At 54.6% G+C, this 13,801-nt stretch carries 11 protein-coding genes; 4 read left to right on the forward strand and 7 right to left on the reverse strand.

What is annotated here, in order from left to right; all coding sequences use genetic code 11:
- Nucleotides 1-52: 52 nt before the first annotated feature.
- Genes AB4090_RS01395 through AB4090_RS01415 form a run of 5 tightly spaced genes read right to left on the reverse strand, consistent with a single transcriptional unit; the run spans nt 53 to nt 3,876 of the window.
- A complete protein-coding gene (locus AB4090_RS01395; RefSeq protein WP_369572062.1) occupies nt 53-574 on the reverse strand; it encodes an SMC-Scp complex subunit ScpB in 522 nt (173 codons plus the stop codon).
- On the reverse strand, nt 567-1,343 hold the full coding sequence (locus AB4090_RS01400) for a ScpA family protein (RefSeq protein ID WP_369572063.1): 777 nt from the start codon (nt 1,341-1,343) through the stop codon (nt 567-569). Before AB4090_RS01400 ends, AB4090_RS01395 begins: the two co-directional genes overlap by 8 nt.
- On the reverse strand, nt 1,333-2,532 hold the full coding sequence (locus tag AB4090_RS01405; protein ID WP_369572064.1) for a tryptophan--tRNA ligase: 1,200 nt from the start codon (nt 2,530-2,532) through the stop codon (nt 1,333-1,335). The genes AB4090_RS01400 and AB4090_RS01405 overlap by 11 nt, the downstream gene beginning before the upstream one ends.
- Nucleotides 2,529-3,191, reverse strand: coding sequence for a site-2 protease family protein (locus tag AB4090_RS01410; RefSeq protein WP_369572065.1), 663 nt, complete (start codon nt 3,189-3,191; stop codon nt 2,529-2,531). The genes AB4090_RS01405 and AB4090_RS01410 overlap by 4 nt, the downstream gene beginning before the upstream one ends.
- 7 nt (nt 3,192-3,198) lie before the next feature.
- Nucleotides 3,199-3,876, reverse strand: coding sequence for an L-threonylcarbamoyladenylate synthase (locus AB4090_RS01415; protein WP_369572066.1), 678 nt, complete (start codon nt 3,874-3,876; stop codon nt 3,199-3,201).
- A 17-nt stretch (nt 3,877-3,893) separates the two neighbouring features.
- Between AB4090_RS01415 and AB4090_RS01420 the strand changes: the two genes are divergently transcribed.
- From AB4090_RS01420 to AB4090_RS01430, 3 genes are read left to right on the forward strand one after another with little or no spacing between them, the layout of a single operon-like run.
- Nucleotides 3,894-4,553: a 7-cyano-7-deazaguanine synthase gene (locus AB4090_RS01420; RefSeq protein WP_369572067.1), complete on the forward strand. Its 660-nt coding sequence runs from the start codon at nt 3,894-3,896 to the stop codon at nt 4,551-4,553.
- Between the two features lie 25 nt (nt 4,554-4,578).
- Nucleotides 4,579-5,400, forward strand: coding sequence for a ferritin-like domain-containing protein (locus AB4090_RS01425; protein ID WP_369572068.1), 822 nt, complete (start codon nt 4,579-4,581; stop codon nt 5,398-5,400).
- Nucleotides 5,401-5,441: 41 nt separating this feature from the next.
- Nucleotides 5,442-7,646, forward strand: a complete 2,205-nt coding sequence (locus tag AB4090_RS01430; protein ID WP_369572069.1) for a mechanosensitive ion channel family protein — start codon at nt 5,442-5,444, stop codon at nt 7,644-7,646.
- On the opposite strand, the gene proB is transcribed toward AB4090_RS01430, so the two are convergent.
- Entirely contained in the window at nt 7,633-8,787 is a 1,155-nt protein-coding gene (gene proB, locus AB4090_RS01435; protein ID WP_369572070.1) for a glutamate 5-kinase, read from the reverse strand. The two genes, AB4090_RS01430 and proB, sit on opposite strands and share 14 nt — an antisense overlap.
- Complete coding sequence (locus AB4090_RS01440) at nt 8,784-10,400, reverse strand: APC family permease (protein WP_369572071.1); 1,617 nt, start codon at nt 10,398-10,400, stop codon at nt 8,784-8,786. The genes proB and AB4090_RS01440 overlap by 4 nt, the downstream gene beginning before the upstream one ends.
- 280 nt (nt 10,401-10,680) lie before the next feature.
- Here AB4090_RS01440 and AB4090_RS01445 point away from each other — a divergent pair, with 280 nt between their 5' ends.
- Nucleotides 10,681-13,788: an L-glutamate gamma-semialdehyde dehydrogenase gene (locus AB4090_RS01445; protein WP_369572072.1), complete on the forward strand. Its 3,108-nt coding sequence runs from the start codon at nt 10,681-10,683 to the stop codon at nt 13,786-13,788.
- Nucleotides 13,789-13,801 lie beyond the last annotated feature (13 nt).

The following is a 13,801-nucleotide window of genomic DNA, read 5'->3' on the forward strand; positions in this document are numbered from 1 at the left end:
GCCCGTAGTCAAATCAGCACTTTCTAATCTTTTCATCATATTTGCTTATGATTCATGACACCACGGATTCCTGATGCCAATCGATATCGGGCAGACCGCCAAGGCTGGAAATGCCAAAATGTCGCAAAAATTCTGCTGTCGTGCCCCACAACGCCGGTCGCCCCGGTCCATCGCGATGGCCTTTGATTTCAATCCAAGCAAAGTCCTGAAGCTGCTGCATAATGCCGCTACCAATGGCAACTCCGCGCCAATGCTCAATTTCGGGGCGCGTAATCGGCTGCTGATAGGCAATGATGGCGAGGGTTTCCAGCAGTGCCTTGCGCAATGGACGCGGCTTTTCGAGCTGCAAGTCTTCCAGCAGATGAAGATAACGCGGACGCAGGCGAGCCTGATACTGCCCCGCTTGTGCGACGATCTCCAGTGGTCCCCAGCCCTCGGCGCAGAGCGCGCCGAGGGCCGCACGCCACTGCGGATGATCGCTGGCAAGCAGTTCCTCTAGCCCCGCGTCACTGATGCCTTCTTCCTGTAATAGCAGGATAGCAAGTAGGAGATCGCGCAGAGGGTCTTCAATCATCCTCGTTGGCCTCCACGGCGCTCACCCACCAAGTATTTCCCTGCCAAAGCAAATGCAGGGCGCGTTGGCGCAGCAGTTCGAGGATGGCAAGCAGGTTCAGGCCCAGTTGTAGGCGATCGCGCTGTGTCGGCAGGGTGTCACGGAAATGTAAGGGGCTGGCAGCCAAACGACAGCGTTGCAATACGTCGAGGATGCGCTGCCGCAAATCAAAGGCGCGCTGCGGCGCTGGCGCCCGTGTCCGCTTTTGGCGTCGACGCTGCCAGATCTGCTGTAACACCCCTGACAGTTGCGCTGCCGAAAGCGGGGGCGGAGTAACCGGCAAGGTATCGTGCGCCAGCGGCGCCGGCAGCAGAAAATCCTGCCCCGCACGTGGCAAGCTCGCTAGTGCCGCCGCCTCAGCTTGCACCTGCGCAAGCATAGCGAGGCGCTGCGCCAGCTCTTCGCGCGGATCAATCGTCTCGCCCTCCTCCGCTGGAGGCAAGGGTAGGAGCATGCGCGCTTTGATTTCTGCCAGCCACGCGGCCATTAGCAAGTAGTCAGCCGCAAGTTCCAGATTTTGTTTTCGCGCCTGCTCCAGGTAGCGGAGATACTGCCGCGTCACCTCCGCCACCGGGATGTTGCGAATATCCATGCGGCTACGACGAATCAACCAGAGCAGCAGATCGAGGGGGCCGCTGAACTGATCAAGGAAAACCTCTAGCGCATCCGGCGGAATATAGAGCCCGTCGGGAATGCGCTGCTCAGCTAGCGCTTCAGGACTAGCCGCCATCCAGCCCCATTACCTCGCGCACCCGAGCCAGGGTCTGCTCGGCCCGCGTCCGCGCCTTTTCTGCGCCGTGCGCCGCGATCTCGCGCAAACGCTGCGGCTGTGCTGCCCAGTCTTCGGCGCGTTCGCGAATTGGCGCTTGCTCTTCCAACACCTTTTCCACCAACGCATTCTTGCAGTCAACACAACCAATGCCAGCGCTGCGACAACCCTCCATCACCCAGGCACGTGTTTCGGTACTGGAATAGACTTGATGAAAGGGCCAGACGGGACAACGCTCGGGTTCGCCAGGGTCGTGTCGCCCGACCCGAGCAGGATCGGTGGGCATGGTAAGCAGTTTTTTGCGCACTGCCTCGGGCTCTTCGCGCAGACCAATAGCGTTGCCGTAGGACTTGCTCATCTTGCGCCCATCCAGCCCCGGCATCTTCGCGGCTTCGGTAAGCAGCGCCTTGGGCTCGATAAGGATCGTCCGCCCCTTGCCCTCTAGCATAGCGAGGAGAAGGATGCGCGTTGTCTCATTGATGCTGGCAGCGCCGTGCAGAATTTCGCGCGCCTGGGCAATAGCGGCTTCGTCCCCCTCTTGCTGATAGCGCTCCTGCAAACGCTGGTATTGCTGCTTCAGCTTTTTGCCGAGTGCACGCAAGCCCGCCTCAGCGGCTTCGGCGTCTGCCGTGCTGCGTCCATAAAGGCTGTTGAAACGACGCGCCAGCTCGCGGCAGATTTCCAGGTGGGCTACCTGATCGGCGCCCACCGGTACCCAGGCAGCGTCGTAGAGCAGAATATCGGCACTCATTAGCGCCGGATAGCCAAGGAAACCAAAGGTGGCAAGATCACGGTCGCGCAGCTGTTCCTGCTGGTCCTTAAAGGTCGGGACGCGCTCCAGCCAGGATAGGGGAGTCAGCATGCCGAGCAAGAGTGCCAGTTCGGCATGCTGCGGAATCCAGCTCTGCACAAAAAGGGTGGCTTTTTCCGGCTCGAGCCCTACCGCTAGCCACTCGACCAACAGTTCCCAGGTCGACTGGCGAATTCCTTCGGGGTGCTCATAGTGAGTGGTGAGGGCGTGCAGGTCCGCCACAAAGAAAAAGCTCTCGTGCTCGTTTTGCAAGCGCAACCAGTTCTTTAAGACACCATGGTAATGACCGAGATGCAATCGCCCTGTAGGACGCATGCCGGAAACAACGGTGGTACTCATGCGAGCCCTCCCAAGCGAAAAAAGATTCCCTGAAACAGCTCAAAGGCGGGGCCGAGCACCGTCCACAAAATGCCGGTAAAAAGCAATACGATCAAGATGATGAAGCCATAGGGCTCGACCCGGCTGAGAGCATTGGAGGCGTCGCGGGGCAGAAGACCGACCGCCACCCGACCGCCATCCAACGGGGGGATAGGAATAAGATTGAACAGGAAAAGTACACCGTTAATGAGGATACCCGCCTGCCCCATCAACTGCATCGGCTCAGCAAAGTAGGGCGCACTGCCGGCAAGATGCACACCGAGCCAGAGGATCAGCGTCCAAAACGCCGCCATGATCAGATTGGCCACAGGTCCGGCGACGGCGACCAGGATCATGTCGCGCTTCGGATCGCGCAGGCCGGCAAAATTGACCGGCACCGGCTTCGCGTAGCCGAAGAGAAAAGGCGAGTGAAAAAGCAGCAACATGGCAGGCAATAAGATGGTGCCGAAGGGGTCGATATGCTTGAGTGGATTCAAGGTCAACCGCCCCATCAACATCGCCGTAGGGTCACCGCGCTTCCAGGCCACCCAGCCGTGTGCGACCTCATGCACGGTAATGGCGAAAAGTACGGGGATCGCCCAAATACTGATTTGTCGCAGAATGTTTTCGATGTCGTTCATCCTGCCACTATACGCCTTCCTCCGGCGGATTTCCGTCGTTGGTGAGTTCAATACCCAAAGAATCGGGGTCCCCCAAACCACGGCGAAGTAGGCGCGGCGGCCAATCACAGAGATCGATCACGGTAGAGCACTGTGTGCTACCGTCCCCGGCGCGCAAAATCACGTCCACGCGACTGCCGACCCGCTTGTCGATCTCTGTGGCATCGTGCAACGGATATGCGTCATGCGGGAGCTGCAAAGTGGAACTCATTAGGGGTTCACCCAAATCTGTCAACAGCGTTTGGACTATTGGCGCATCCGGCACGCGCACGCCGATGCTGCGACGGCGCGGGTCCGCCAAACGCCGCGGCACGTCGTGGGTGGCGGGGAGAATGAAAGTAAAAGGTCCTGGCAAAACGCGTTTCAGGATAGCAAAGCTGCGATCATCTAACTTGGCGTATTCCGTCAACTGCGAAATACTGGAAAACAATAGGGATAGATCATGGTGCATATCGAGCTGACGGATTTGTCGCAGCCGCTCTTGCGCTGCCTTGGCCGTTACGCGACAACCCAAGGCATAGCAGGTATCCGTGGGATAGACGAGCAACGCACCAGAACGTGCCTGCTCTACCGCCTGGCGCAAAAGGCGTGCTTGTGGGTTTTGCGGGTGAACATCCAGAATCAGGGCCAAAGGCTGCTCGGGCATAAGGAGAAAACTGCGGCATGATAGACCAAGTACAACAACTGCTACCAGTTCCCGCAGGGCGCGAGCACATTCTCCTGCTGATGAGTGGCGGGGTAGAGAGCAGCACGCTGCTTCGCCTTCTGCTTAGCGCGGGACAGATACCGGTTCCGTTTTTTCTTGATTACGCACAGCGGGCCGCGACAAAGGAGTGGCAATGCGTTAGCGCTCAATGCCGGCAGCTGGAAATTGTCCCACGGCGCCTACCGATGGCGGAATTGGGTGAGGCTTTGGGAAAGCTTCGTCCCCATCGCTTTCATGTGCCCATGCTACAGCGCAACCTTATCGCCATTAGCGTGGCAGTGAGCGCGGCAGCGGCCATGGGGATTCGCTACCTGTGCATGGGGATCTCGGCAGATGACGCGACGGTAGATGTAAGTTCCCAAGAGCAAGTGCTGGAGCCTCTCTGCACGAGTCTGGCGGTTTTAGGCCGGGAACTTCTTTTTCCATTACAGCATCTGAGCAAGCCAGAGATCGTGCAGCTTGGGCAGGGCTTGGGGGTGGAGTGGGATTTATCGTACAGTTGCCTGCTTGGGAGGGCGCAACATTGCGGCGTTTGTCCGCAGTGCCTGAAGCGGCGGGAGGCTTTTCGTATAGCCGGCCTGCAGGCTGCAGACATCGGTTACGCCCGCGAACCGTAACAACAGAATAGGAGAACTGCATCGCATGGCCGATGAACCCCGCCATCTTCGCTGGTCTCTACAAGATATTCCCTTCGACTGTGTGCAACGCAGCGCCATCGCGGACGAGAGCGACTGGTTCTACCTGCTGGCCGGGGCGTCGTTCGTCGAGACACTCTCGGATCTCTACGCACAGAATTTGGCAGAGTATTATCAAGACAACCAAGACGCCAAGTCGTGGCTGCAAGGGCAGTGGGAACACGAAGAAGTACAACATGGCCGCGCCCTGCGTGCATACGTCTTGGCCGTCTGGCCAGATTTTGATTGGGAAACGGCATACGCGCGATTTGTCGCCGCGTATGCCCCTCTCTGCCAAACTAACGCACTAGGACCAACACCAGCTCTGGAGATGGCAGCGCGCTGTGTGGTCGAGACAGGCACTGCCAGTTTTTATACGATGATTCAGCAGGCCAGTCCTGAGCCGGTTTTGCGGGAACTCGCGGGTCGTATTCGTGCCGATGAAGTACTCCATTACAAATATTTTTTTCGTTTTTTCCGCGACTATCAAGCGCGCGAAGGCGTCTCGCGTTGGCGTTTGTTGCGTGGGTTATGGCAGCGGATTGCCGAGGCAGATATGGAAGACAGTTTCCTCGCTATCCGTTGTGCTTATGAGGTCCGCAACCCGGGCCAGAACTTTACCCCAGCGGATTTTCGTGCCTTTCGGAAACGTATGGCGGTCTGGATTCGCCGCCATTACCCCTTTGAAATGGCGATAAAAATGTTGATGAAACCGGTGTCTTTACCGCCCGTTTTGCAAAGATTGCTCCTTCCCCTACTAACGCGCGGAGCACGGCGCGCGATTACCTAAGCAAGATGAAAGCGGCTTCGTTGGCACGCATCTGTATCGGCTTGCTGCTCGTACTGAGCGTGCTCTCTCCAGTCGCCAGGGCGACCGATGCCAACGACTTTGCTAGCGACGCCAGCATCCTGCGCAACATGCACAATGCACTGAATGGTTCGGTAACTGCACAGCAGTTGCAGCAGTGGCAAAGACAGGCACAGGGAATTGTTGCGTCAGCTTATGCCTGTACGCAAAGCCAGGAGGCCTCACTCAACACGATAGACAAATCCCTGCATATTCTTGGTCCGACTGTGGCCGACGAGCCATCTAGCCTTACGCAACTGCGTCAACAACTCGATTCACAGAGAACAAAAATCAACGGAAAACTTGCCGCATGCAAGGTATTATATGTTGGTGGCAATACTGTTCTCAGTGACTTGCGCGCCAAAGAAACCAGAGTTCACGCGCGTCAGATGCTACAGCGTGGCCCAGATATCATTCGCCAAGTTTTACAACTTGCCAATTCACACCAGGAGGTATGGCAAAAAGAGAAAAACTTTTGGATTCGTCCCGATGACATTCCTGTATTTAACAATGCAGGGTTCCAGGGGGCGTGGGGGATTGGCATTGCCTTTTATATACTGGTGCTAATATTACGCCGTCACTCTCACATTACCGTGCGCGAACTCTATCCCTTGCTAGCAATTTTTGTTTGGGCATTGGCAAGTTTTCTGCTGGGCACGCTTTTCCCCATCACCGAGCTAGTTCTGCTAACCTTGTCCGCCTACACCCTAAGCACTTGGCTTGCCCGCTCCATGCTGCGTCATCTTGCAGAGATGCCTGCACGCGCGCAACGAGAAGCCGTATTATTACGCGTGTTCTGGCGCCCGTTGCGCTTTATTATCACCTTTGGCGTCTTCATATTGGCATACCAATCTCTCGATCCTCAGGGAAGCGCAATTATTGCCCAACACACGGCACTGCTGGCGGCGATTCACACGGCAATTCTTGGCAGCATCATTTGGGTACTATGGCGCGCGAGCCGTTTCACATTTCTGAAAGACTGGCGTTGGCTACAGCTTCTCCTTTTCGGCACCGCAACCATCATTCTCTTGCTCACTTTTATTGGCTATTCAGAGCTTTCGGACTACCTAACCAATGGTTTTGTCATCAGTTTGGTGGCAATTGTTATTGCAAAAGTACTCTCCTGGTTTATTGATGATATCTGGGGAAATGACGACGATCAAGACGGCAAGCTTGCGCGCCTGATGCGACAACATTTGGGGCTAACCGCGCAGACCGGTTCATGGCTATCCTGGCTGCGCCTACTTATTCATACTTTGCTCTGGATAGTGGTATTTTCAGTTTGTCTTTTGGCCTGGGGGCTCACTAGTAGTAGTTTCCACCTTTTCTGGCAATATTTCATTCATGGGTTTACGATTGGTAATTTTCATATTCAGCCGTTTCGCTGGCTGATTGCCATCGCGTTATTGATTTTTCTGTTCAACGTCAACCAGTGGATACAAAATCGGCTGTCTTCTACAGGTGGTATTTTCCGCCATTTTGATGCGGGATCTCGGCATTCGGTCTTAGCGATTTTTCGCTATGTTGGCTTTATCATTGCCATTTTGTTATCGCTATCGACCGCGGGTGTGGCTTTACACAACTTGGCCATCATCGCCGGTGCCTTGTCCGTTGGTATCGGCTTTGGCCTACAAAATATCGTCAACAACTTTGTTTCTGGGATTATTCTCCTCTTGGAGCGCCCCATACGGGTTGGGGACTGGGTGAAAGTGGGAAATACGGAAGGTTATGTTCAGCGGCTTAGCATTCGTTCAACTTTGATTCTGACTTTTGATCGCACGGAGGTCTTCGTACCCAACTCTGAGCTGATATCTGGCCAAGTCACCAACTGGACCTATACCAATAACGTTTTACGCCTAATGATCCCCATGCGGGTCTACCACGGCTCGGACATCGACAAAGTGCGCAGCATTCTGGAAGAAGTGGGTCAGAAACATCCGGAAGTTCTACAGGATGACCCCCGTGGAATTCCGCCTACCGCACTGCTACTTGACGTGACAGAAAATGCTCTCGTCTTTTATTTGCGTGTATATATTGCGGATTGCAACAACAGCTTTATGATTCAGACGGAATTGCGCGCACAGGCAGTGGAAGCTTTGTATCGTCGTGGCGTACGCCTTGCGCACCAGCAACAGGACGTATATTTCCCAGAACGCGCGCCCGCAGCAGACGGATCTAATTCAAGCTAAACTCGCTACGCACAAGATTATCTCGGTGGATGACAACATGAAAGTCTTCCAAAATCTCCTCTCCATTTTCTACCTGCATACGGCAATGCTGTAAAAGACGGGCATCCAGATTAATCAAGCCGCGCGCAATTTCACGCCCGTTTGCATCCAGACAACTCACCAATTCACCACGCCGGAACTCACCCTCCTGACCTTTAATACCATAGAGTAGCAAGCTGGCCCCGTCACCATGAACCGCAGCAACTGCTCCGGCATCCAAAAATAGCTTGCCATGCACACGGAGGTGGTCAGAAAGCCAACGTTTGCGCGCAGTAAGCACGGGGACTTTGGCCTCTAACAACGTGCCGATCTGTTCTTGCGTGGCGATACGAAGCAATACGTTATTCTCGAGACCGCCGGCGATGACGGTGGAAGTGCCAGAGCGCGCCGCGCGTGCTGCTGCCTTGACCTTTGCCAACATGCCGCCAGTACCAACCGATGAGCCACCCGAACCGGCAAGACGCTCTAAGCGCGCTTCACCCGCGCGCGCGTGATGAATTAGCTTTGCCTCCGGATTACCACGTGGATCCGCATCATATAGTCCCATCTGGTCGGTGAGTAGCACCATCAGGTCTGCATCCCAGAGATTCGCAACTAATGCCGCCAGGGTATCATTGTCGCCAAGTTGGATGGCACGGTAAGAAATTGCATCATTCTCATTAACGATGGGCAAAACGCCGTGTTCGATTAACGTGCGTAATGTCTCTCGTGCATTCAGATAACGTGAGCGATTGCGCAACTCTTCATGTGTTAGAAGCACTTGACCACAGTACAGAGCCGGACGATTTTCCCGCTGAATTTGATGTAAGATTTTCTCGTAGCCATGCATGAGAATGGACTGACCAACACTGGCCGCAGCTTGCCGATCAGCAAGCTCAGTTGGCCTCCCTGCCCAACCTAGGCGCCTGGCCCCTACGCCAACCGCACCCGATGATACCAGCACAATTTGATAACCATCATGGATTAAGCTCTGTATCTGCGACAGCCAAGCAGCCACCCGATCCTCAGCCAGTCTCCCCATGCCATCCATAAGAAGACTGCTACCAATTTTGATAACCCATTTTTTGCCAACTGTATGACGTGGGTTCCCGTTATGGCTCACGGCGCTCCGACCCCCCGCTTATCGAGATTACGCATATAACTCCGTATATTCCTGTCTGACACCGCGCTTGCCACTGCCCAGTAAAAAATACCGAGGCTAATTGCCGCAATAATTGCCATCCCTTGATAAAATCCAACCCATCCAGCACCCCCCAGGGATTTTGGACCGATCCAGCAAACACCCCAAATCATAAGAAAATATGGAATGATCCACCATGTATACTGCCAGCCCATCTCGCGAATGGGCGCTTTGCGTAACAACCCCCAAAGCGCATACAAACCCAACAGGACGAACAGGGTTCCAAAAATGAAATTGAGCGTATGCAAGCCCGACCAGTAAACGATCCAGGTACCCACCACGAAGGCGAGAGGGGCAATGAGCCGGGCATAGGGGAGTCGAAACGGCCGCTCCAACTGTGGCATTGCCTTACGCAGCTGCAAGAGCGCAATTGGCCCAATAACATAGGAAAGAACCGTCATGGAAGCAATATAACCCACCATTTTCTGCCAAGAAGGAAAAGGCAGAAAGAAAAGAGCACCGACGAAAAATAGGAGTAACAGACTAGTCCACGGCACACCCCGTCGGTTGATTCTTGAAAGTATTTGAGGGAATGCACCGCTTTCCGCAGTAGCCAGTGTCACTCGGGCCGACGTTGCCGTATAAATGAGCGCCGTTCCTGCCGGGGATATGAAGGCGTCTGCGTACAGCAACAGCGCCAACCAAGTTATCCCCAAAGTCATCGCCAAGGCTGCAAAAGGACCGTTGATACCAGAGAACTGAAGATGCGTCCAACCGCCATGGGCCAGATCCTTGGGGTTGACGGCAGCGATAAAAGCAACCTGCACCAAAATGTAAATACCTCCGGCAATTAGCACCGAAAGAATTGTTGCCAAGGGAATATCACGTTTGGGATTTTTGCTTTCCCCGGCCAAGTCGATGGCGTGGCGAAATCCTAGAAGGCTGAAGATTACCCCGCCCGTGGCTACTGCAACAAACATCCCCTGAATATTCTCTCCAAAATTGGCATTGTGCACATGAAAGTTTGAAGAATGCCAGCCAAGTACAATAAACAAAATCCCCGTGAGCGACGGAATACCAATTTTCCACCAAGTAGCGGCACTATTGATACGCAGAACCCATTGAACGCTAAAAAAATTCAGCCCAACAAAAAATGCCAAAGAAATTAGCGCATAGAGATACCCCTGTGAACTTAGCAGGTTACTGTGAGCCTGTAAAAAATGTGGAAAATAATTGTTGGCGTATGTCAATAATGCCGTGACTTCAATCGGAGCAATGGTGGCATAAGACAGAAACAGAATCCAGGTCCACATATTCCCCACGATCGGGCCATTACCCACATTGGCCAAATGCACTACTGCGCCGGCTTTAGGAATCAAGGGCCCCAACTCGGCAAAAACCAGCGCTAGCAGCAAGATCGCCACCATGCCAATAATCCAGGAACCGATCGCATAGGGCCCCGCAAGTTTTGCGGTAAATAATGGACCAAACAACCAGCCAGAACCGATGGAGGCTCCCACACAGGCCAGGATTAAGCCTTGTAATGTACCTTCTCTGCGTAATCGCGGTGCAGAGTTTTCCGTATTCGTGGGCAACCTTCATCTCCTAACTCAGATTTGTTACCTTTACTACCATTACACATTGAACCAGAGGAGTCAAATGCAAAAACTTCTAAAAATTTTTACGATTTTGTCATACTGATGAGTAAAGCCTTTTTATTGTTATTAGAAGATGTCTCATACTTTTGGCACCCATGCGAAAGTTGTCAGTCAGTTGCGGGTGTCAAGGCATCCAGAATTATTCGTGACTTTACGTCGGCACGAATACTGTTGTACATTTACACTCGCCATATCAACTTATATTGTTGGGGGCCAGATGACGAATCGTAAAACAGGAAGTAACGTAACCGATAGCACTATAACGACGCATTCGCAGGTGGAATCTGCCTTACCGCCTGCCGTGCGCGACGAGGCTGCATGTGTTAAGCAGGTGCTTGCTCGGGTCGGTACACTCCCCTGGGACGCGGTTGTAGAACTCGCGGCACCCTGGATTCAGGCCGCGCGAGACTCTCAGCGCTACAATTCCTTCAGTATGGAGTCACTGCTCTCGGAATATCCATTAGACAGTGCAAGTGGTCTAGCGCTGATGCGCCTATCAGAAGCGCTCTTACGCGTTCCTGATCGGGATACCGCTGCTGCGCTTGCAGCGGATCAGTTGCGGCGGGGCTTTTCCAACCAGAGCGGACCCAAGAAATTCGGCGAGTCATTAATCACGCCGATGTTGCGCATGGCGGCGCAATGGCTTCCCGACCCCGACCATGGTTCTATATCCAAACAAACGCTGCGCGCGCGAAGCGTGGTGAATGCCGCAACGCAGGCTGTTCGCTTTCTTGGGGGGCAGTTCATTCTGGGCGAGACCATTGAGCAGGCGCAAAAACGTGCCACCACACAACGTCGGTACTCAGGAACTTGGCGATATTCTTTTGATATGTTGGGCGAGAGCGCGCGTTGCGATGACGACGCGGAGCGTTACGACGAGGCATATCAGCGAGTTTTGGCACGTTTGGCTCGGCAAGAACAAAAAGGCGGCCCTCGGGAGCGTGACGGTCTGTCCATCAAACTCTCCGCACTCGAACCGCGCCTCGAAGCGGTCCAAATTGACTTCTTTCTACCAAGACTTCTCCCCAAACTGGTGCAACTTGCCAAAGCCGCCGCAGGTGCTCGTGTTGGTCTGACCATTGATGCGGAGGAAAACGAGCGCTTGGGCCTGAGCTTGACCGTTATGGAGGCGCTGCTAGGAGCCATTGCTGACGACAGCGATTGTGCTGGATGGGATGGATTGGGAATGGCAATCCAAGCCTATCAAACCCGTGCAATAGAAATGGTCGATGCCGCGATCGCCTTGGCACAGAAATTTGCGCGTCCACTAATGCTGCGCTTGGTGAAAGGCGCCTACTGGGATAGCGAAATCAAGCGCGCCCAGGAGCTGGGTTTACACGGTTATCCAGTGTATACCCGCAAACATCACAGCGATCTATCGTATCTCGCTTGTGCGCGTACAATGCTTGCAGCGAGTGCTGAGGGGCATATTTATGCGCAGTTTGCCACGCACAATGCGACCACTATCGCCGCGGTCTTACTGATGGCTGAGGGTGTGCCGCAGGCGAGTTTCGAGCTACAGAAATTGCACGGTATGGGAGATTCCATTTATGCCGAGGTGCTTGCATCAAAGACGATACCGGTTCGAATTTACGCCCCCGTTGGCGTACACCGCGATTTACTCGCCTATCTGGTGCGACGCTTATTAGAAAACGGGGCAAACAGCTCTTTTGTGCATCAACTCGCAAATCCACAAATGCCCTTATCGGCCCTTCTGGCCAATCCTTTTCTGAGCGAGCGCGAGTCGCCCTTACCCATGCCCGTCGACATTTATGGAGAAATTGCCGGCCAACAAAGGCCGAATCCTTTCGGAATTGATCCAGCGGAGGCGGATCAGCGTGCCACACTGCTGCAAGCATGGAAAGATCTGCCGATGCAAAACCCCAAACGGATGGAGTCGCGCGACACGATCCCTGGGCGTATGCAAAAACTACAGGAAGGGTTCCAGCTCTGGAACCAGCAGCCGCTGCGCGAACGCTGTGCGTGCCTGCTGCGCGCTGGCGATTTACTGGAGCAAGAGCGCGATGCTTTTGCAGCACGCGTGGTCTGGGAAGGGCACAAGAGTTGGGTCGATGCCGTTGCCGAGGTTCGCGAAGCGATTGATTACTGCCGTTATTACGGGTTGATGGCACAGGAGCAGCTAGTGGATCAGGAGCTTCCCGGGCCCACCGGCGAGTCCAACACCCTACGCATGAGCGGGCGCGGTAGCATGGTTTGTATCAGCCCTTGGAACTTTCCTCTGGCGATCTTTGCCGGACAATTACTTGCCGCGCTGGTCTGTGGCAACAGTGTGGCGGTTAAACCGGCAGAGCAGACCTCAATCGTCGCCGAGGCCTTCATCGCCCTACTACAACGTGCCGGTGTTCCCGCGCAAGCCATTGATCTCTTTCATGGGCCGGGACGCAGTTTAGGCTCCGATCTGGTGCGGGCGCCAGAGGTTGCGGGGGTGCTCTTCACCGGTTCAACGGGGGTAGGGAAGCAAATCCAACGCAGCCTGGCGGCTAACGATGGTCCGATCGTTCCGCTGATTGCCGAAACCGGTGGTCTCAATGCCATGATCGTAGACTCTACCGCCCTTCCAGAGCAAGTTGTGGATCATGTCGTATTGAGCGCGTTTCGTAGTGCCGGTCAGCGTTGCTCGGCCTTGCGTATGCTCTTTGTACAGGAAGACATCGCTGACGAGCTGATCAAAATGCTCAGCGGGGCGATGGCGCTATTGCAGATTGGTGCGCCGGAAGATTTTGCGACGGATGTAGGGCCCGTCATTGACGATACCGCGCAAGAGCGGATTCTCACCCAGCTAAAACGCCTCGAGGCCAAAGGCGGACGCCTTCTGGCGCGTAGTCCCTGGCCAGAACATGCTAAATTTGGCGGCAACGAGGCATCGGCCGCCATGCGCGATAGCCTGGGGCGAGAGTTATACTTCGTCGCACCCAGTCTCTACGCCGTCAGCCACGAGCAAATCCTCGCTGAAGAGATTTTCGGGCCGGTGTTGCAGGTCGTACGCTGGTCCGGTTCTTGGGAAAACGTGGTCGAACAGATAAATGCTTTTGGCTATGGTTTGACCCTTGGCATTCAGACCCGCATCGACAGTCGCGCCCAGCGCATTTATCGCGCTGCGCACGTCGGCAATATCTATGTCAACCGTGGCATGACCGGTGCTGTTGTTGGTGTGCAACCTTTTGGTGGTACAGGGCTTTCCGGGACGGGACCGAAAGCCGGGGGGCCGCATTTTTTGGCACGCTTGTGCCAAGAGCAAAGCGTCAGCATCAACACCGCAGCAGCTGGTGGAAATGCCAGTTTGCTATCCAAATCGATATGGTAGCGTGCGCTTTTGA

It is taken from the genome of Acidithiobacillus sp. IBUN Pt1247-S3 (assembly GCF_041146875.1).
Classification (GTDB): Bacteria; Pseudomonadota; Gammaproteobacteria; order Acidithiobacillales; family Acidithiobacillaceae; genus Igneacidithiobacillus.

Bases quoted from the DNA above. Each gene is read 5' to 3' on its own strand.
- AB4090_RS01425 (WP_369572068.1), top strand. From the start codon at position 4,579: ATGGCCGATGAACCCCGCCATCTTCGCTGGTCTCTACAAGATATTCCC.
- AB4090_RS01405 (WP_369572064.1), bottom strand. From the start codon at position 2,532: ATGAGTACCACCGTTGTTTCCGGCATGCGTCCTACAGGGCGATTGCAT.
- AB4090_RS01415 (WP_369572066.1), bottom strand. From the start codon at position 3,876: ATGCCCGAGCAGCCTTTGGCCCTGATTCTGGATGTTCACCCGCAAAAC.
- AB4090_RS01395 (WP_369572062.1), bottom strand. From the start codon at position 574: ATGATTGAAGACCCTCTGCGCGATCTCCTACTTGCTATCCTGCTATTA.
- AB4090_RS01445 (WP_369572072.1), top strand. From the start codon at position 10,681: ATGACGAATCGTAAAACAGGAAGTAACGTAACCGATAGCACTATAACG.
- AB4090_RS01400 (WP_369572063.1), bottom strand. From the start codon at position 1,343: ATGGCGGCTAGTCCTGAAGCGCTAGCTGAGCAGCGCATTCCCGACGGG.
- AB4090_RS01410 (WP_369572065.1), bottom strand. From the start codon at position 3,191: ATGAACGACATCGAAAACATTCTGCGACAAATCAGTATTTGGGCGATC.
- AB4090_RS01420 (WP_369572067.1), top strand. From the start codon at position 3,894: ATGATAGACCAAGTACAACAACTGCTACCAGTTCCCGCAGGGCGCGAG.